This is a genomic window from Tropicibacter sp. S64 (genome assembly GCF_049803835.1).
GTDB lineage: Bacteria > Pseudomonadota > Alphaproteobacteria > Rhodobacterales > Rhodobacteraceae > Pacificoceanicola.
The window spans coordinates 198,586-216,008 of the sequence record NZ_JBNAGK010000008.1; the positions used below are offsets into that span (position 1 = coordinate 198,586).

At 67.4% G+C, this 17,423-nt stretch carries 17 protein-coding genes; 6 read left to right on the plus strand and 11 right to left on the minus strand.

Going from position 1 to position 17,423, the window contains the following annotated elements:
* Positions 1-3: 3 nt before the first annotated feature.
* Positions 4-570 carry a YdcF family protein gene (locus tag ACP159_RS14395; RefSeq protein WP_425100428.1) on the minus strand — a complete coding sequence of 189 codons (567 nt, stop codon included), beginning with the start codon at positions 568-570 and terminating at the stop codon, positions 4-6.
* Between ACP159_RS14395 and yghU the strand changes: the two genes are divergently transcribed.
* The gene (gene yghU / locus ACP159_RS14400; RefSeq protein ID WP_425100429.1) at positions 569-1,426 is read left to right on the plus strand and encodes a glutathione-dependent disulfide-bond oxidoreductase; all 858 of its coding nucleotides are present in this window, start codon (positions 569-571) and stop codon (positions 1,424-1,426) included. The two genes, ACP159_RS14395 and yghU, sit on opposite strands and share 2 nt — an antisense overlap.
* A gap of 53 nt (positions 1,427-1,479) precedes the next feature.
* Here the strand turns inward: yghU and ACP159_RS14405 are convergent, their stop codons facing one another.
* The gene (locus ACP159_RS14405) at positions 1,480-2,199 is read right to left on the minus strand and encodes a vWA domain-containing protein (RefSeq protein WP_425100430.1); all 720 of its coding nucleotides are present in this window, start codon (positions 2,197-2,199) and stop codon (positions 1,480-1,482) included.
* Between ACP159_RS14405 and ACP159_RS14410 the strand changes: the two genes are divergently transcribed.
* The gene (locus ACP159_RS14410) at positions 2,198-3,133 is read left to right on the plus strand and encodes an aldo/keto reductase (RefSeq protein WP_425100431.1); all 936 of its coding nucleotides are present in this window, start codon (positions 2,198-2,200) and stop codon (positions 3,131-3,133) included. The genes ACP159_RS14405 and ACP159_RS14410 overlap by 2 nt on opposite strands.
* Here ACP159_RS14410 and ACP159_RS14415 read toward each other — a convergent pair whose 3' ends face one another.
* Together ACP159_RS14415 and ACP159_RS14420 are read right to left on the minus strand one after the other, a co-directional pair.
* Positions 3,134-3,805, minus strand: coding sequence for a nitroreductase (locus tag ACP159_RS14415; RefSeq protein ID WP_425100432.1), 672 nt, complete (start codon positions 3,803-3,805; stop codon positions 3,134-3,136).
* Complete coding sequence (locus ACP159_RS14420; RefSeq protein ID WP_425100433.1) at positions 3,802-4,878, minus strand: CaiB/BaiF CoA transferase family protein; 1,077 nt, start codon at positions 4,876-4,878, stop codon at positions 3,802-3,804. Before ACP159_RS14420 ends, ACP159_RS14415 begins: the two co-directional genes overlap by 4 nt.
* 181 nt (positions 4,879-5,059) lie before the next feature.
* On the opposite strand from ACP159_RS14420, the gene ACP159_RS14425 reads away from it, so the two are divergent.
* From ACP159_RS14425 to ACP159_RS14440, 4 genes are all read left to right on the plus strand, one after another.
* Positions 5,060-7,468, plus strand: a complete 2,409-nt coding sequence (locus tag ACP159_RS14425; protein WP_425100434.1) for a ligase-associated DNA damage response DEXH box helicase — start codon at positions 5,060-5,062, stop codon at positions 7,466-7,468.
* A gap of 81 nt (positions 7,469-7,549) precedes the next feature.
* Positions 7,550-8,017 (plus strand): DUF1203 domain-containing protein, encoded by a 468-nt coding sequence (locus ACP159_RS14430; protein ID WP_425100435.1) that lies wholly within the window; start codon positions 7,550-7,552, stop codon positions 8,015-8,017.
* Positions 8,018-8,056: 39 nt separating this feature from the next.
* Positions 8,057-8,716 (plus strand): ligase-associated DNA damage response endonuclease PdeM, encoded by a 660-nt coding sequence (gene pdeM, locus ACP159_RS14435; RefSeq protein WP_425100436.1) that lies wholly within the window; start codon positions 8,057-8,059, stop codon positions 8,714-8,716.
* 140 nt (positions 8,717-8,856) lie between these two features.
* Positions 8,857-9,261, plus strand: a complete 405-nt coding sequence (locus ACP159_RS14440) for a PaaI family thioesterase (protein ID WP_425100437.1) — start codon at positions 8,857-8,859, stop codon at positions 9,259-9,261.
* 163 nt (positions 9,262-9,424) lie between these two features.
* Here ACP159_RS14440 and folD read toward each other — a convergent pair whose 3' ends face one another.
* From folD to hisS, 7 genes are all read right to left on the minus strand, one after another.
* Positions 9,425-10,324, minus strand: a complete 900-nt coding sequence (gene folD / locus ACP159_RS14445; RefSeq protein ID WP_425100438.1) for a bifunctional methylenetetrahydrofolate dehydrogenase/methenyltetrahydrofolate cyclohydrolase FolD — start codon at positions 10,322-10,324, stop codon at positions 9,425-9,427.
* 178 nt (positions 10,325-10,502) lie between these two features.
* A complete protein-coding gene (locus ACP159_RS14450) occupies positions 10,503-12,179 on the minus strand; it encodes a formate--tetrahydrofolate ligase (protein ID WP_425100439.1) in 1,677 nt (558 codons plus the stop codon).
* A 183-nt stretch (positions 12,180-12,362) separates the two neighbouring features.
* The gene (locus ACP159_RS14455) at positions 12,363-12,950 is read right to left on the minus strand and encodes an MOSC domain-containing protein (protein WP_425100440.1); all 588 of its coding nucleotides are present in this window, start codon (positions 12,948-12,950) and stop codon (positions 12,363-12,365) included.
* A gap of 27 nt (positions 12,951-12,977) precedes the next feature.
* Positions 12,978-13,772, minus strand: a complete 795-nt coding sequence (locus ACP159_RS14460; RefSeq protein WP_425100441.1) for a methyltransferase domain-containing protein — start codon at positions 13,770-13,772, stop codon at positions 12,978-12,980.
* Positions 13,773-14,102: 330 nt separating this feature from the next.
* Positions 14,103-14,798, minus strand: a complete 696-nt coding sequence (hisG, locus tag ACP159_RS14465; RefSeq protein ID WP_425100442.1) for an ATP phosphoribosyltransferase — start codon at positions 14,796-14,798, stop codon at positions 14,103-14,105.
* Positions 14,795-15,877 (minus strand): ATP phosphoribosyltransferase regulatory subunit, encoded by a 1,083-nt coding sequence (locus ACP159_RS14470; protein WP_425100443.1) that lies wholly within the window; start codon positions 15,875-15,877, stop codon positions 14,795-14,797. The genes hisG and ACP159_RS14470 overlap by 4 nt, the downstream gene beginning before the upstream one ends.
* Positions 15,874-17,346 (minus strand): histidine--tRNA ligase, encoded by a 1,473-nt coding sequence (gene hisS / locus ACP159_RS14475; protein WP_425100444.1) that lies wholly within the window; start codon positions 17,344-17,346, stop codon positions 15,874-15,876. The genes ACP159_RS14470 and hisS overlap by 4 nt, the downstream gene beginning before the upstream one ends.
* Positions 17,347-17,423: the final 77 nt, after the last annotated feature.

Below are 17,423 nucleotides of genomic sequence, written 5' to 3' on the forward strand. Positions count from 1 at the left end.
CGATCAACGCTTGCGCAGCCAGTACCAAAGGTAGGCCGGAACCTCCCTGAGCGTCTGCCGGACAACGTGCTTCCGGCGCCCTTGGGGGATCGGCGGGCAGTCGGTGGTGGCGTTCAGGCCGAGCCTGCGGGCGATCAACCTGGCACGCGGGGCGTGATAGCGGTCTGTCACGATGATGACATCGGGCGTGTTCAACAGCACCAGCGCGAAGCGCAGGTTTTCCTCCGTCGTGGTCGAGCGCTTCTCCTGCAGAACCGCGACCTCCGGCACGCCAAGCTCTTGACAGACCTTGGAAATAACCTCCGCCTCGCTGGGCGGATAATGCCCGACACCGCCGCAGGCGACGATCCCGGACACATGCCCCGCCAACCATAGCCTCGCGCCATGTTCTGCCCGCCTTTTCAAGGTGATGGAGGGTCTGCCGCCGGACCAGACGGCGGCACCGAGTATGAGGGCGACGGGTTTGTTCATCTGTGCAGGAAAGCACAGCCCGGCCGCCGCTTCCAGCCACTGGAAATCCCCGCAGGTCCGGTTAGGGTGGCGGCAGACGCGAATGAGGACATCCGACATGACCGAACAGTACACACCGCCGAAGAAATGGATCTGGGACAAGGAGAACGGCGGCCAATGGGCCTCGCTCAACCGCCCCATCGCCGGCGCAACGCATGACAAGGACCTGCCGCGCGGCAAACACCCGCTCCAGTTGTATTCTCTGGCAACGCCGAACGGGCAGAAGGTGACGATCCTTCTGGAAGAGCTTCTGGCGCAGGGCCATGACGCCGAATACGATGCCTGGCTCATCAAGATCGGCGACGGCGACCAGTTCGGGTCCGGCTTCGTCGAGGTGAACCCCAATTCCAAGATCCCGGCCCTGATGGATTACAGCGGCGACAGCCCGGTCCGGGTGTTCGAATCCGGCGCGATCCTGATGCACCTTGCGGAGAAGTTCGACGCCTTCCTGAGCAAGGACAACCGGCCCGAAATGCTGTCCTGGCTGATGTGGCAGATGGGCAGCGCGCCGTATCTGGGCGGCGGCTTCGGGCATTTCTACGCCTATGCGCCCTACCCGATGGAGTATCCGATCAACCGCTTTGCCATGGAGGTGAAGCGGCAGTTGGACGTGCTGGACCGCCACCTGGCGGACAACCGCTTCATGAGCGGAGACGAATACACCATCGCCGATATCGCGATCTGGCCATGGTACGGGCGGACGGTCTTTGGCGAAAGCTACAACGCGGGAGAGTTCCTCGACGTCGGCATCTACACCAACGTGCTGCGGTGGGCCGAGGAGATCGCGGCCCGGCCGGCGGTGCAACGCGGGCGCATCGTCAACAAGACAAGCGGCGATCCGGCGGAGCAACTGCACGAACGCCATGACGCCGGCGATTTCGAGACGAAGACGCAGGACAAGATCGGCGGCGCCTGAGCCGGACAGGGTGCGGGGCAAAGCCCCGCCCTACGCAGCGCCGCGCGGCAGTCTCAGTCCAGTGCGCCGAAGACCGGACAGCCCAAAGTCACCCGCAGCGCGCCGATCAATTCCTCCACCGACTCGACGCCAAGATATTCGCCGCCGGTCGCCTCCGCGAGACAGGCGGCGTTGCTCACCGCTTCCGTATCCCGCGCGCCGTCCCAGCTGAACCGCGTCGGACGCACCTTGAAGCCGATCACGTGCACCGTCAGGTCCAGACCCTCCGCCGCAAGCTGGGCCGCCAGTTGGCAGGGTGCGCCGCCGCAGGTCTCGTCACCGTCGGTCACCAGCACGATGGCCCCGGGCCGCTCGCGATACTTCAGGGCCTCCGCCGCCAGGCGCACCCCTTCGGTCAGCGGCGTGCTGCCGGTCGGGTCGAGCGCGTCGACGGCGGCCGTGATCGGCGGGGCGGCATTGGGCCGAGGGCCGAAATACAACTCGGTACTCTTGCATTCGCCATCGCCGCCGGGGCCGTAGACCACCAGCCCGAGACGGCGCATGGCGGCAATCTGCGGCAGCACGCTGTGCAGCGCCTCGCGCGCCTCGAAGATTCGCGGCTCGCCGATCTTGTTGAAGCCCATCTCGGCCATGCTGCCGGAGCCGTCGAAGACGATCATGGCATCCGTGCTGCACTCCGACCCAGCGGGCGCGGCGAGAGCCGAGGCGAACAGGAAAACGGCGCCCAAGGCGGCGCTTGCTTTTTGAACGGGACGTGTCAGTTTGCGATGCATGACCCAGCTTACCACGATTTCCGGAAAGACACCCCTCCCCTTCTGTTTCGGCGCAATGCAGTTCGGAGGCAAGGCGGATTCCGTCCAGAGCCGCACCATGTTCGAAGCCTGCCGCGCGGCGGGTGTCTCGTTCTTCGACACGGCGCATGTCTACACGGAGGGCGAATCGGAGCGCCTGCTGGGGCGGTTCGCACAGTTGGAGCGGGACGATCTGTTGATCGCCACCAAGGCCAGCTATTCCGGCGGAGCCTCCCGCGAGTCAATCCTGTCCTCCGTCGAGGACAGCCGCACGCGGATGTCGATGGACGTGATCGACCTGCTCTACATGCACCGCTGGGATGACGAGACCCCGCTGGAGGAGACATTCGAGGCGCTATCCGAGCTCCAGACCAAGGGCATCGTCCGCTACATCGGCGTGTCGAACTATGCCGCCTGGCAGGTGATGAAGGCGCAAGCGGTGGCGGCGGGCTTCGGCACGCGGATCGACGTGATCCAGCCGATGTACAACCTCGTGAAGCGGCAGGCGGAAGTGGAACTTCTGCCGATGTGCGCAAGCGAAGGCATCCGGCCGGTGCCCTATTCGCCCCTGGGCGGCGGGCTGCTGACCGGGAAATATGCGCTTGGCGAAAGCGAGGGCAGGCTGATCGAGGACGACCGCTACGCCCGGCGATACGGTGTCGAGGCGATGCACGACACGGCCCGGGCGCTGCACAAATTGGCACAGGAGGTCGGCAGCAACCCGGCGACACTCGCGGTGGCCTGGGTAGCCAGGGGAATCGCCGCGCCGGTGCCTATCCTGTCGGCAAGCAAGCCGTCGCAGCTGGCACCGTCTCTGGCGGCGATGCATTACGAGATGGACGATGATCTCTACGCGCGGATCAGCGCCCTGAGCGCCAAGCCGCCGCCCGCGACGGACCGGCTCGAAGAGGCATAGTCAACGCCAGTCGACGACCTCGCTCAACGGGGCGCGGTCGGTGCGGAAGCTGTTGGCCGGGTGATCGCGGTCCGAATAGCCAAAGGAGGCCCCGACCAGCACGTCGCGGTCGTCCGGTATGGCGAACCAGTCCCGCATGAACGGCGAGAACCCCGCGACCGCGGCCTGCGGCACGGAGGCAATGCCGCGGGCTTCGAAGGCAAGCAACAGCGCGGTGAGATAAGCGCCACAGTCGAGCACGCCATAGGCGCCGAGCTTCTTCGGCGTGGTGATCAGCAGGAAATGCGGCGCGCCGAAGAAGGCGAAGTTCTTGCGCATCTCGGCGGCGGAGCCGGCGCGGTCGCCTTTCGTCACGCCGACCGCATCGTACAGCTGCCAGCCGCAGGTGCTGCGACGCTCCTTGTAGGCGCCTTCGTAGGCTTCGGGAAAAGCAATGTCGGGGCTGTGCGGGGCGATGCTGATATGCTCGGTCAACGCAGCGCGCAGCCGGTCCGTTTCCTCCGGGCCGCAGACGTGGGTCATCCACGGCTGAGAATTGCACCAGCTGGGCACCCGCTGCGCCACGACCAGCGCCGCCTCGACATCGGCACGCGGGACAGGGTCCGGGCGGAAGGCGCGGCAGGAGTGACGGCGTGCGAGCAGCGCGGCGAGGGTGTCGGCATCGGTGGTCATAGAAAGCCCTTGTCGGAGAGGTCTTTGAGGATGGCGTCGGTGTGCTCCCCGTGGGTCGGGACAGGTCCGCTCGCCCCGCGCTCCCCGTCGAAACGCGGCGCGGGGGCCGGCGCCCCGCCTTGCCAGATGCCACGGGCGGCAATATGCGGGTCAGCCTGCGCCTCCTCCGGCGTCAGCACGCGGGCGACGCAGGCGTCGCTGCCGTCGAACAGCGCGGCCCAATGGTGGGAAGACTTTTCCGCGAAAAGTCTGGCAAGCCGCAGCGTTGCATCCGGCCATGTGGCCGGGTCGTAAGGTGCGGCGAAGGCCGGATCGCCGGTCAGACCAAGGATGTCCAGAAACAGGGCGTGGAACTGCGGCTCGAGGCATTGCACGGCGATGGCGCGGCCATCGGCGCAGGTATAGCAGCGCGACCAGTGCGGGCCGTCGAGCAGGGACGCGCCCCGGCGGGCGGTGTCGAACAGCGGCCCCATGGAGAGCAACAAGGCCATCATGTGGCTGGCCCCGTCGACGATGGCGGCGTCGACCACGGTGCCCTTTCCGTTCCGCTGCGCGTTCAGAAGCCCGGCGAGCAGGCCGACCGCAAGGTACATCGCCCCGCCACCGATGTCGCCGAGCATCGTCGGCGGTGGAAAGGGCGGGCCATCCTGCGACGCGTAGAACAGCGCCCCGGTCAGGGCGAGGTAATTGAGGTCATGCCCCGCCTGCCGGGCGCGCGGCCCGGTCTGGCCCCAGCCGGTCATGCGACCATAGACAAGGCGCGGGTTGAGGGCATGGGCCTCCGCCGGACCAAGGCCAAGACGCTCCATGACCCCGGGGCGCAGGCCCTCGGTGAGGGCATCGGCGGACCGGATGAGCGCCTTCGCCGTGGCCAGGTCCGCCGGGTCCTTGAGGTCGAGTGCGATGGAGCGCTTGCCCCGGTCGAGCAGGTTCTGCTGTTGCTTCGCCGGATTGCCCGCGCCGGACTTGCGATGCACCACGATGACCTCCGCGCCGAGGTCGGCCAGCAGCATGCCCGCGAAGGGCGCGGGGCCAAGCGCTTCGAATTCGATGATGCGGATACCGCCCAGCATGTCTGTCCTCCCGCCGGGCAGTGAAGCGGAAGATCGCGGGGATGGGAAGGTGTGAGGCCGGGCGGGGGAAAATTTTGTCTTCGCAAAATTTTCTGGCGGGCTCCGCCCGGACCCGGAGTATTTGCCGAAGAGAAGAAAACAGCACCGTTTGCTTTTGTCCCGCCGGGGATATCTATGGGGCATGGAATTGCCCGCTTCCCTTCAGGACTGGTTCGACAGTCGCGGCTGGTCCGTGCATCCGCATCAGCTTGCCATGCTGGCGCGGGCAGAGGATCCGTCGCTCCTGCTGATTGCGCCGACCGGGGGCGGCAAGACCCTGGCGGGGTTCCTGCCGAGCTTATGCGAACTGGCAGATGGCGGGTTCGATGGCCTGCATACGCTGTATGTCTCGCCTTTGAAGGCTTTGGCGGCGGATATCCGGCGCAACCTGCGCATACCCATCGAGGAGGCGGGCCTGCCGATCCGGGTGGAGGATCGCACCGGCGATACCTCCTACACCCAGAAGCGGCGGCAGCGGGCCGATCCGCCGCATATCCTGCTGACGACGCCGGAATCGCTGGCCCTGCTGGTGAGCTACGAGGATGCGCCGCGAATGTTTGCCGGTCTGCGACGGGTGGTGGTCGACGAGATTCACGCCTTGGCGGAGAGCAAGCGCGGCGATCAGCTCATGCTGGCGCTGGCGCGGCTGCAAAGGCTGTGTCCCGGGCTGCGGCGTGTCGGGCTTTCGGCGACGGTCGAGGACCCGCCGGCGCTGGCGTCCTTTCTTGCCCGGCATCCCGATCCCTGCGAGATCATCCTCGCCGATCCCGGCCCCGAGCCGGATATCGCCATGCTGGAGGTGGACGCGCCGCCGCCCTGGTCCGGAGGCGGGGCCGCCTATGCCATTCCCGCCGTGCTGGAGGCGGTAAAGCAGCACCGGACGACGCTGATCTTCCACAACACCCGGGCGCAGGCGGAAATCTTCTTTCACAACCTCTGGCTCGCCAACGAGGACGCGCTGCCCATCGGCATCCATCACGGATCGCTCGACCGGCAGCAACGGGAGAAGGTCGAGGCAGCGATGGTCGCCGGGCAGCTCAGGGCCATCGTCTGCACGGGCTCGCTCGATCTCGGCATCGACTGGGGGGACGTGGACCTCGTGATCCAGGTCGGCGCGCCGAAGAACGTCAAGCGGCTCGTCCAGCGGATCGGGCGGGCGAACCATCGCTACAACGCGCCATCGAAGGCGCTGCTGGTGCCGGCGAACCGCTTCGAGGTGGTCGAATGCGTGGCGGCGCTGGAAGCGGTCAAGGCCCGGGATCTGGATGGCGAGCCGCGCGGGCCCGGGCCGCTGGACGTGTTGTGCCAGCATATCCTGATCGCGGCCTGCTCCGGCCCGTTCGAGGCATCGGACCTCTACGACGAGATGCGCAGCGCCGGACCTTACGCCGCGCTCGACCGGGCGACCTTCGACGCCTGCCTCGATTTCTGCGCCACCGGCGGCTATGCGCTGCGCGCCTATGATCAGTGGAAGCGGCTGCTGCAGCGCCCGGACGGACTGTGGCAGCTGCGTGACCCGCGCTCCGCCCTGCGCATCCGCCAGAACATCGGCACCATTCAGGACGTCGACACCCTGAAAGTGCGCTGGAAGGGGCGTGGCGGGGCGCCTTTAGGCGAGGTGGAGGAGAGCTTTGCCGCCAGCCTGACGCCGGGTGACACCTTCCTGATCGGCGGGCAGATCGTGCGCTATGACCGGCTGCGCGAAATGGTGGTGGAGGTGACGCGGGACGTGGCGAAGAAGCCCAAGATCGCGGTGTTCAACGGCACGAAGTTCTCCACTTCCACACAGCTCTCCGAACGCATCCTGCGGATGTTTCAGGCGCGCGACTTCGGGCGGCTCCCGGGACATACGGCGGACTGGCTGCGGCTGCAGTCGGACGTGAGCAAGCTGCCGGTGCCCGGGCGTCTGCTGATCGAGACCTTCCTGCATGACGGACGCGAGAACATGGTCGTCTATGGCTTTGCCGGGCGGAATGCGCAGCAGACATTGGGTCTGCTGCTGACGAAGCGCATGGAGGAACTGGGCCTCGCGCCCATGGGATTCGTCAGCACAGACTACGCGACGTTGATCTGGGGACTGGATGCGGTGGGGCACCCTGCCGGGCTGTTCGACCTGGAAGCGCTGGAAGCGGGACTGGACGGCTGGCTCGCGGGAAACGCCGTCATGAAGCGCACCTTCCGGGCCTCGGCGACCATCGCCGGGCTGATCGAGCGGCGCCTGGGCGGCCAAAAGAAGACCGGGCGGCAGGCGACCATGTCCTCCGACATCCTCTATGACACGCTTCTGAAATACGATCCCGAACACCTGATGATGCGTGTGACGCGCATGGAGGCGATGCGGGGCCTGGTGGATTTCTCCCGTATCCGGGAGATGTGCGCCCGGGTTGGCGACCGGATCGACCATGTGCCTCTGACCCGGATTTCGCCGCTGTCGGCTCCGCTGTTCCTGGAACCGGGGCGGGTGCCGGTGAACGGCGGCGCGGATGAGCGACTGCTGGACGAGGAGGTCACGCGGCTTCTGAAGGAAAGCGGGCTGGCCGGTGTCGGGTGATACGGATTGCGCAGGAAACGGGCTGAACCGGGCGGCGCGACAGGCTCAGGTGGGCGGACAACACGTCAGGAGCCGACCCACATGCCTTTCCAGATCCACGCCCTTCCCGCAGCGCAATTCGCGCCGCTCTTTACCCTCGACGACACCGCGCTGGCCGCGCGGAATGCCCGCCGGATGACCGTCAACGAACATCCCGGCGTGCCCTGCCGCGTGAGCCTCGCCGATGCGGAGGTCGGCGAGACGGTGCTGCTCGTGAACCACTGCCACCTGGATGTCGCCTCGCCCTATCGCGCGTTCCACGCGATCTACGTGCGCGAGACCGCGGTGCAGGCACAGCCGCCGCGCGGCGCGGTGCCGGACGTCCTGCAGCGGCGCCTGATCTCGCTGCGCGGGTTCGACACCGATGGCATGATGGTCGTGGCGGAGGTGCTGGAGGGTACGGCCCTGGCTGATGCTTTGCCCAAGGTATTCGACGACCGTTCGGTGGATGTCGTGCACCTGCACTACGCCAAGCCCGGATGCTACGCCGCCCGGGTGACGCGCACCTGACCCTTGCCGCGCCGCCTCAGCCGTGGCAAGGAACAAGGCATGAACACCCATGCCTTCAGTTTCCACGGCGCGGCGCTGGTCGCCTTGCCCTCCGGTGCCCTGTTCTGGCCGGAGGAGCGCCTGCTGGTGGTGTCGGACCTGCATCTGGGCAAAAGCGCCCGCCTGTCGGCCGTCGGCGGCGCACAGCTGCCGCCCTACGAAGGCCGCGACACGCTGCAGCGGCTGGAGCGCGACATCGAGGCGACGGGGGCACGGCGGGTGATCTGCCTCGGCGACAGCTTCGATGCGCCGGAAATCGAGAGTGCCCTGCCCGAAGAAGAGCGGCTCTGGATCACGCGGCTGCAGGCCGGGCGGGACTGGACCTGGATCGAGGGCAACCACGATCCCGGCCCGGTGGCGCTCGGAGGGGCGCATCGGGAGGCGGTGGTCCTCGGACCGCTCACCTTCCGGCATGTCGCGGGCGAAACGCCCGGCGAGGTGTCCGGGCATTACCACCCCAAGGCCCGGCTTGCGCTGCGCGGGCGGAGCCTGTCGCGGCCCTGTTTCCTCGTCGATGCGACGCGGCTGATCCTGCCCGCGTTCGGGTCCTATACCGGCGGGCTGTGCTGCAGCCGGGCGCCGCTGGCGGGACTGATGGGCGACGGGGCTCAGGCGATCCTGACGGGGGCGCGGGTCGTGGCGATCCCGATGCCGCGATAAAGCGCCCCGCCTTGAACCTGCGCTACAAATACCCGTCGCACCTGCGGTGCGATCGGGACATTTTTGGCGCAGGTTGTTTCAGGTAAATGGCGGGACGCTGCAGGCTTGCCAAGGGCGCGGCGGCGTGCGCGTATGGCGGCATGGACCGGATACAGCAGAGTTTCGCCCGGCAGGGCATGATGGCCACGCTTGGCGCGCGGATCGACGCGGTGCAGCCCGGGGCCGTCACCCTTTCCGCGCCGATCACGCCCGGGACCTCGCAGCAGCAGGGCTTCGGCCACGCGGCGCTGAGTTTCGCCCTCGGCGACACGGCGGCGGGCTACGCCGCGCTGAGCGTGATCCCGGAGGGGTTCGAGGTGGTGACTTCGGAGATCAAGATCCACCTGCTGTCACCCGCGATCGGGGAGCGTCTGGTGGCACGCGGGCGCGTGGTGAAGCCGGGGCGGCGATTGGTGGTGGTCACCGCGGAGGTTTTCGCGCTGCGCGACGGCGCGGAAAAACAGGTGGCGCTGCTGACCGGGACGATGGTGCCCGTGCCGGTCTGAGGGGTTTCGCCGCCCTGCGGGCGTCGACAAAGGGCGCGTCTCCTGCCGGAGCCGCGCCCTCGGGGGCTCCGCCCCCACGAGACCCTGCGGGCCTCTCCCCGGGAGTATTTTCCAAAGAGAAGAAACAGGGGACGCCGCATCGCTCCGCGACGTCCCGCAGGGTTCAGACGGTCAGACCTTCCGGTTCCGGCAACCCGTGGGCACGGCAGCAGGCGGTGAGCGTGTTGGCGAGCAGGCAGGCAATGGTCATCGGACCCACGCCACCCGGAACCGGGGTAATCGCCCCCGCAACCTCGCGGGCGCCGGCAAAGTCCACATCGCCCAGCAGCTGCGTCTTGCCGGGTTTGTCCGGGTGCGGGACCCGGGTGATGCCGACGTCGATCACCGTGGCGCCCGGCTTCACCCATTCGGCCTTGACCATCCCGGCCCGGCCGACCGCCGCGACGAGAATGTCCGCCCGCTGGCACACCGCCGCCAGATCGCGGGTGCGCGAGTGGGCGATGGTCACGGTGCAGTTCTGCTGCAGCAAGAGCTGCGCCATCGGCTTTCCGAAGAGGTTGGAGCGCCCGACGACCACGGCCTCCATCCCGGACATATCGGCGATCCGGTCGCGCAGCAGCATCAGGCAGCCCAGCGGCGTGCAGGACACCAGCCCCTTCTCGCCGCTGGCCAGCAGCCCGGCGTTCACCACGCTGAGACCGTCCACATCCTTGGCCGGGTCGATCCGGGCCACCACGGCCCGTTCGTCGAGATGATCCGGGACCGGGAACTGGCACAGGATGCCATGCACCGCCGGGTCCGCGTTCAGCCGGTCGATCAGCGCGAACAGGTCTGCCTCGGAGACATCCGCGGGCAGTTTGTGCTCGAAGGAGGCCATACCGACCTCGACGGTCTGCTTGTGCTTGGCCGCCACGTAGACCTCGCTGGCCGGGTCCTCTCCGACCAGCACCACCGCCAGGCCCGGGGTGATGCCATGCGCGTCCTTGAGCCGCGCCACATGGCCCGCCACCTTCTCGCGCACGGACTCCGCGAAGGCCTTTCCGTCGATCACCGTTGCCGTCATGCGTTCATTCCTTCCTTGCCGGGGAGCGCGCCCCTGCTTCGTCTCTGTCCAAATGTCGCGATCCGACCTACCCGCCCACGCAACGCCGATCAAGCGCGCGAGGCGGGACGGTGGGCGGGGCGATGTTCCGGATTTGAAAAAGCCGGGACGAGCGCCTGCCCGTCCCGGCCCGTGTTCGTCAGAACAGGCCTTCGATCAGCCCTGCGTCGTTGAGGCGGATCGTCTCCGACGCGGGCACGCGCGGCAGGCCCGGCATGGTCATGATCTCGCCGCAGATCACCACGACAAAGCCCGCGCCCGCCGAGAGCCGCACTTCGCGGATCGGCACCGAGTGGCCGGTCGGTGCGCCGCGGCGGTTCGGGTCGGTGGTGAAGCTGTACTGCGTCTTCGCCATGCAGATCGGCAGGTTGCCGAAGCCCGCGTCTTCCCATTCCTTGAGCTGCGTGCGGATCTTGCCGTCCGCCAGCACCTCGTCCGCGTGGTAGATCGACTTCGCGATGCGCTCGATCTTCTTGAAGAGCGGCATGTCGTCGGCGTAGAGCGGCGCGAACTGGCTCACGCCGCTGTCGGCGATCTGTGCCACGCGGGTTGCCAGCTCCTGCGAGCCTTCCGAGCCGAGCTCCCAGTGCCGCGACAGGATTGCTTCGGAGCCCTGGCCCTTGACGTAATCCTTGACCGCCTGGATCTCCGCCTCGGTGTCCTTGACGAAGTGGTTGATCGCCACGACCACCGGCACGCCGAACTGCTTGAGGTTGCCGATGTGACGGCCGAGGTTGGCGCAGCCCGCCTTCACCGCGTCGACGTTCTCCTCGCCGAGGTCGGCTTTGGCAACGCCGCCGTTCATCTTCATCGCGCGCACCGTGGCGACCAGCACCACGCAGTCGGGCGCCAGCCCGGCCTTGCGGCACTTGATGTTCATGAACTTCTCGGCCCCGAGGTCCGCGCCGAAGCCGGCTTCGGTCACCACGTAGTCGGCCAGCTTGAGCGCCGTCGTGGTCGCGATGACGGAGTTGCAGCCATGCGCGATGTTGGCGAACGGGCCGCCGTGCACGAAGGCCGGGTTGTTCTCAAGCGTCTGGACGAGGTTCGGCTGCATCGCGTCCTTCAGCAGAACGGTCATCGCGCCGTCCGCCTTGATGTCGCGGCAATAGATCGGCGAGCGGTCGCGGCGGTAGGCCACGATCATGTCGCCAAGACGCTTTTCGAGGTCCTCGAGATCGTTGGACAGGCACAGGATCGCCATGACCTCGGAAGCCACGGTGATGTCGAAGCCGGTCTGGCGCGGGAAGCCGTTGGCGACGCCGCCGAGTGAGGTCACAACGTCACGCAGCGCGCGGTCGTTCATGTCGAGCACCCGGCGCCAGGTCACGCGGCGCTCGTCGATCTGCAGCTCGTTGCCCCAGTAGATGTGGTTGTCGATCATCGCCGAGAGCAGGTTGTGCGCGGCGGTGATGGCATGGAAGTCGCCGGTGAAATGGAGGTTCATGTCCTCCATCGGTACGATCTGCGACTTGCCGCCGCCAGCCGCGCCACCCTTCATGCCGAAGTTCGGTCCGAGCGAGGCTTCGCGGATACAGACCGCCGCTTTCTTGCCGATGCGGTTCAGACCGTCGCCGAGGCCCACGGTGGTCGTGGTCTTGCCCTCGCCCGCCGGCGTCGGGTTGATCGCGGTGACGAGGATCAGCTTGCCATTCGGGCGATCTTTGACGGAGTTGATGAAATCCTGGTTCACCTTCGCCTTGTCATGGCCGTAGGGGACGAGGTTCTCGTAGGCGATGCCGAGCTTTTCGCCGATCTCCTTGATCGGCAGCTTGGTGGCTTCGCGGGCGATTTCGATGTCGGTCTTGAAGGCCATTCTGGGTGCAGTCCTGTTGGGTAGGGGTTGGGCGGTGTTCACGCGAAGGCTTACCCGCCCGTTTCTCCCGATGTCTCTGCGAATCCGACCTTTCTCGCGCAATGTGCGGCGCGGGACGTTCCGGGCAGGCGCGGAATTGCGCCTTTCGGAAACGCCGGTCGCGCTGATGAGACAGGACAGCGCTCAGCCGTGCGGCTGCCAGTGCCTCTGCCCGGGGATGTGCAGCGTGAGGATGTCCCCCACCGCAACACGCCCTTCGCGCGCCACCCAGGCAGTTACACCCCTATGCCCCTCCGCCGCAGGCTTGAACCCCTTGGCTGGATCGCCAAGCACATGCCGCAGGCTCTTCGCGGGGAACTGGCAGGGCTGGTTGAGCATGTCGATGGCGACCGTCGCGCCGGAGGGTGCCTGCAGCCGGGAGGACGGCGGCACATGGCTGAAATCGCGGATACCGCGAATGACCATGGACGCCCCGAGCCGCGCCGGATCGAGCGCATCCACCCCCATGGTCCCGGCGATGACGGCGAGTTCCTCCTCGGAGACGATGCTGAGCTGCCGCTCGTTGCGGATCTCCGTCCCCTTCGGATATTGCGTCTTCACCCGGCTACAGGACGCCCGCGTCAGCCCGCCATGCACCGACCCCGCGATGCCGTCGAAGCGCAGATCGAGCGCGTCCCGCACCTCCGACAGCAGTTCCTCGCGGTCCATGGTGGTGACGACGCCGAGCCAGGTGACTTCAGCGGTGTAATCGGTGGCAATCAGGGCAGGCATGGGCGCTCCGGTTGGTAGGGCGGGGTTTCACCCCGCATCCGTGGTGAGGGTAAAGAACATCCGGCGGAACGGAAACAGCACGCCGCCATCCGGACCGGACGGATAGGCCTTGCCAATGACCTCTTCATAGGCGGCGATCAGCGTGGCTTGTTCGTCCGGCTCCAGCGCGGACAGGATCGGCCGCGCAAAGGTGCTCTCCGAGAACCGCCGCACCGGGTGGCCTTCCTCGCTCGGCGGCAGCGGCTGGTAATACTCGGTTTCCCAAAGATCGAACGCGCCAAGCCCGCGCAGCAGATGATGATACTCGGCGGGCAGCAGCACGGCGGGAAGGCTGTCGTGGTCGATCCGCCCGGGGAACAGCTCATCCGCGAGACTCAGCCAGAGCCGGTGCGAGGGCGCGCGGTTCTGATGCGGCACCTGCACCGCCAACGTGCCGCCGGGGGCCAGCAGTCCCGCCAGCCGCGGCAGAAGCGTCTCGTGCCCTTTCAGCCACTGCAGCGCTGCGTTGGAAAAGATCAGCCCGGCGGGCGCTTCGGGCACCGGCGCCCAGTCGGCGATATCGCCCTCGATCAGCGCGTCATAGGCCCCGGTGTCCAGCGCCTTCTTCAGCATCGCGGGCGAGGTGTCGACGCCCACCAGCCGACCCGCCCCGAGCCGCGTCCGCAGGACCGGCCCCGCCGGCCCGTTGCCGCATCCAAGGTCATAGGTCGTGGCGTTGTCCGGCACCTTTGGCACCCGCGCCAGCAGGTCCAGCGCAGGCCGCAGCCTGAGCCCCGCGTATTCCGCGTAGAGGCCGGGATTCCAATCGGTCTGGGTGGTCATCGGGCGGTTCCTGAAAGTCGGGGAGCGTTTGCACTTTACTGAATGCCAAGGCGGCAGAGCGTGCAAGCGAGAAGCGGGGAAACATCGCCGTGACAGGACTCTCAGCGCGTCGCAGTCCCGGGACCGCGACGGACCGGGCAACCCCGGGGCCCCGCCCGTTCGCCCCTCAAACCGTGCTGCGCACGTTCGATGCTGCAATAGCCTTGCTTTTGCGGGCGCATCTCATACCGGAGAGTTTGCCGGCTGCGCCGGACCGGGGCAACCCCGGGGCTCCGCCCGTTCGCCCCTCAAACTCTCCACCGGAGAGTTTGCCGCTTCGCGGACCGGGGCTCACCCCACCTTGAGCATGTCGCACAACGTCTCGAGGGCGCGGCGCTCGTCGTCGGTCTTCTGCGCCACCCGCGACTTGAACAACGTCGCTTGCGAACGCAGCACCGGCTCCTCGCTCAGCACCTTCAGGTGGTTCGCCCGCAAGGTCTCCCCCGTGGAGGTGATGTCCGCCACCGCCTCCGCCGTCAGGTTCCGCACGGTTCCCTCCGTCGCGCCTTGGCTGTCGACCAACTGGTAATCCGCCACACCGCCCTCGTGCAGATAGGCCCGCACCAGACGGTGATACTTCGTCGCAATCCGCATCCGGAAGCCATGCGCCGCCCGGAACGCCGAGGCCGCGGCATCGAGATCGTCCAGCGTGTCCACGTCCACCCAGGCCGCGGGCACGGCGATGATCAGGTCCGCATGGCCGAAGCCCAGTTCCGCCAGCGGCTGCACCTTCTGCTCCCACTGCACCAGCTTCTCGTGCACGAGGTCCGTCCCCGTGACCCCCAGATGGATGCGCCCCGCCGCCAGCTCTCGCGGGATCTCTCCCGCCGAGAGCAGCACCAGTTCGACGCCCTCCACCCCGGTCACCGCGCCGGAATACTCCCGCTCCGAGCCGGTCCGGGCAAGGCCGACGCCCCGCGCCCCGAACCAGTCGAAGGTCTTCTCCATCAGCCGCCCCTTGGACGGCACGCCCAGCTTGATCGTCATTGCGCCGCCTCCATCGCGACAAGCAAGCCCGGCCGCAGCACCCCGCCCACCGCCGGGATCTCGCGCCCACGTCCCAGCTGCCGGGTCAGCGCGTCATAGCGCCCGCCCGAGGAGACCGAAGGCCAGTCCGGTCGTCCCGGCGCCAGGAAGCCAAAGACGAAGCCGTCGTAATACTCCATCGAACTGCGCCCGTAGCTCGCCTCGAAGGCCAGCGTGCCGATGTCGATCCCCCGCGCCTCCAGCGCGTCGCAGCGCCGGCCAAGGCGCTCGACCGCGGTCGCAATCGCGGGCATGTCCACGGCAAGGTCCCGCAGGTGTTCGAGCGCGAAGGGGCAGGTCTCCGATACCTTCAGCAGCGCGTCGATCAGCGCCACTTCCTCCGCCGCGATGAACGGCTCGGCTGCGTCGGCCCGCAAGGCCTCGATGCGGGCGGCGATCTCCGCCTCCGAGCGCAGGCCGATCACCGGCGCACAGCCCGCCAGCGGATCGTCCCGTTCCAGCAGCGCGGCGCGGGTCGCGGGCATCGGCGTCTTGCCGGAATAGCGGTCCATCAGTGCCCGGAACCGCCGGGGCCGCCAGATGTGCCGCATCAGGGCGGAGCGGCGGGCATCCGAGGTGTTCAGCCCGGCAACCGCCGCCGTCAGGATGCCGATATCACCCGTCACGGCCCGCAGGCCATAAGGCGCGAGGATCTCCGCAAACCGGACGAAAACCTCCGCGTCGGCGGCCTCCGGATCGGTCCGGTCGAAAACCTCGAACCCCACCTGGAAATACTCCGACGCCCGGTCAGGATGCGTCTCCTGCCGCCGGAACACCTCTCCCGCATAGGTATACCGCGCCGGCTCCGCGCCCTCCGCCATGTGCATCTCGACCACCGGCACGGTGAAATCCGGGCGCAGCATCACCTCGCCGAGCGCCGGGTCATGGGTGACATAGGCCCGCGTGCGGATGTCCTCGCCGTAGAGGTCAAGCAGGGTTTCGGCCGGTTGCAGGATGGCGCAATCCACGGGCATGGCGCCCAGAGCCTCGAATCCGGCCAGAAGGCTGGCCGCCTTCGCCTTGATCGCGGAAAGGCTCATTTGTGCAGGTCCAGAAGCTGCCGCACCTTGGCAACGAGATCGCCGCGCGGCACCTCGTACTGGCTCGGATGGTCCTTCCACTCCTCGAGCGAGGCATCGGCGGCCAGTTTCGCGCCAAGGATCAGGTCCTTGATCTGCACAACCCCCTTCGCCTTCTCGTCGCCGCCTTCGATCACCGCCACCGGGCTTTCACGCTTGTCCGCGTATTTCAGCTGGTTGCCGAAGTTCTTCGGATTGCCGAGATAGACCTCCGCCCGGATACCGGCGTTGCGCAGTTCCGCGACCATCGCCTGGTAATCAGCCATACGGGCCTTGTCCATCACGGTCACAACCACCGGCCCCTGCGCATGGGACTGGATACGCCCCTTCTCGCGCAGCGCCGCCAGCAGACGGTCAACGCCGATGGACACGCCCGTGGCAGGCACCTCCTGCCCGGTGAACCGCTTGACCAGATCGTCATAGCGCCCACCGCCGGAGACGGAGCCGAACTGCCGTTTGCGGCCCTTCTCGTCGAGGATTTCAAAGGTCAGTTCCGCCTCGTAGACCGGCCCGGTGTAATACCCGAGGCCCCGCACCACGGACGGGTCGATGTCGATGCGCTCGGGGCCATATCCTTGTGCGTTCAGCAGCTCGGCGATCTCTTCTAGCTCGTCCACCCCGGTCGCGCCGATCTGCGATGCACCGATGGCATCCCGCAGGTTCGCCAGCGTCTTCGCTGCATCCGCGCCTTTCGACGTCAGGAACGCCAACACCGGTGCGGCCTGATCGTCGGTGAGGCCAACCCCGTCGATATAGGCACCGGAGGCGTCCAGGCGGCCCTTGCCCAAAAGCTCGCGCACGCCGCTCTCCCCGACCTTGTCGAACTTGTCGATGGTCCGGAGCACATCCGCAGCCTGCGCCTCACCCACGAGGCCCATGGTTTCCAGAACCCCGTTCAGAACCTTCCGGTTGTTCACCCGGATCAGGTAGTCGCCGCGCGGAATGCCCACGGTCTCCAACGTGTCCGACAGCATGGCGCAGATTTCCGCATCCGCCGCCGCGCTTGCCGCGCCAACGGTGTCCGCGTCGCACTGGTAGAACTGCCGGTAACGCCCCGGTCCCGGCTTCTCGTTTCGCCAGACCGGGCCCATGGCATAGCGCCGGTAGGGCAGCGGCAGGTCGTTGCGGTGCTGGGCATAGACCCGGGCCAAAGGCGCGGTCAGGTCGTAGCGCAGCGCCATCCACTGCTCGTCCTCATCCTGCCAGGCAAAGACCCCCTCGTTCGGGCGGTCCACATCGGGCAGGAACTTGCCCAGGGCCTCGACGGTCTCAACCCCCGAGGATTCCAGCGCGTCGAAGCCGTAGCGATGATAGACCTCCGCGATGGCCCGCAGCATCTCGGTGCGCTCAGTGACCTCCGCGCCGAAATAATCGCGGAATCCCTTCGGCGTCTGGGCCTTGGGACGGGGGGCTTTCTTCTCTTTGGCCATGGGTCTGGTTCCCGCACTGGACGTGTCGCGCTCCCTCTACCCATTTGGACTGCCGGGGGCAAGCAAGGTGCGGGCTG

Coding starts and splice junctions, on each gene's coding strand:
- yghU (WP_425100429.1), top strand. CDS start 569: ATGACCGAACAGTACACACCGCCGAAGAAATGGATCTGGGACAAGGAG.
- ACP159_RS14395 (WP_425100428.1), bottom strand. CDS start 570: ATGTCGGATGTCCTCATTCGCGTCTGCCGCCACCCTAACCGGACCTGC.
- ACP159_RS14410 (WP_425100431.1), top strand. CDS start 2,198: ATGACCCAGCTTACCACGATTTCCGGAAAGACACCCCTCCCCTTCTGT.
- ACP159_RS14405 (WP_425100430.1), bottom strand. CDS start 2,199: ATGCATCGCAAACTGACACGTCCCGTTCAAAAAGCAAGCGCCGCCTTG.
- ACP159_RS14415 (WP_425100432.1), bottom strand. CDS start 3,805: ATGACCACCGATGCCGACACCCTCGCCGCGCTGCTCGCACGCCGTCAC.
- ACP159_RS14420 (WP_425100433.1), bottom strand. CDS start 4,878: ATGCTGGGCGGTATCCGCATCATCGAATTCGAAGCGCTTGGCCCCGCG.
- ACP159_RS14425 (WP_425100434.1), top strand. CDS start 5,060: ATGGAATTGCCCGCTTCCCTTCAGGACTGGTTCGACAGTCGCGGCTGG.
- ACP159_RS14430 (WP_425100435.1), top strand. CDS start 7,550: ATGCCTTTCCAGATCCACGCCCTTCCCGCAGCGCAATTCGCGCCGCTC.
- pdeM (WP_425100436.1), top strand. CDS start 8,057: ATGAACACCCATGCCTTCAGTTTCCACGGCGCGGCGCTGGTCGCCTTG.
- ACP159_RS14440 (WP_425100437.1), top strand. CDS start 8,857: ATGGACCGGATACAGCAGAGTTTCGCCCGGCAGGGCATGATGGCCACG.
- folD (WP_425100438.1), bottom strand. CDS start 10,324: ATGACGGCAACGGTGATCGACGGAAAGGCCTTCGCGGAGTCCGTGCGC.
- ACP159_RS14450 (WP_425100439.1), bottom strand. CDS start 12,179: ATGGCCTTCAAGACCGACATCGAAATCGCCCGCGAAGCCACCAAGCTG.
- ACP159_RS14455 (WP_425100440.1), bottom strand. CDS start 12,950: ATGCCTGCCCTGATTGCCACCGATTACACCGCTGAAGTCACCTGGCTC.
- ACP159_RS14460 (WP_425100441.1), bottom strand. CDS start 13,772: ATGACCACCCAGACCGATTGGAATCCCGGCCTCTACGCGGAATACGCG.
- hisG (WP_425100442.1), bottom strand. CDS start 14,798: ATGACGATCAAGCTGGGCGTGCCGTCCAAGGGGCGGCTGATGGAGAAG.
- ACP159_RS14470 (WP_425100443.1), bottom strand. CDS start 15,877: ATGAGCCTTTCCGCGATCAAGGCGAAGGCGGCCAGCCTTCTGGCCGGA.
- hisS (WP_425100444.1), bottom strand. CDS start 17,346: ATGGCCAAAGAGAAGAAAGCCCCCCGTCCCAAGGCCCAGACGCCGAAG.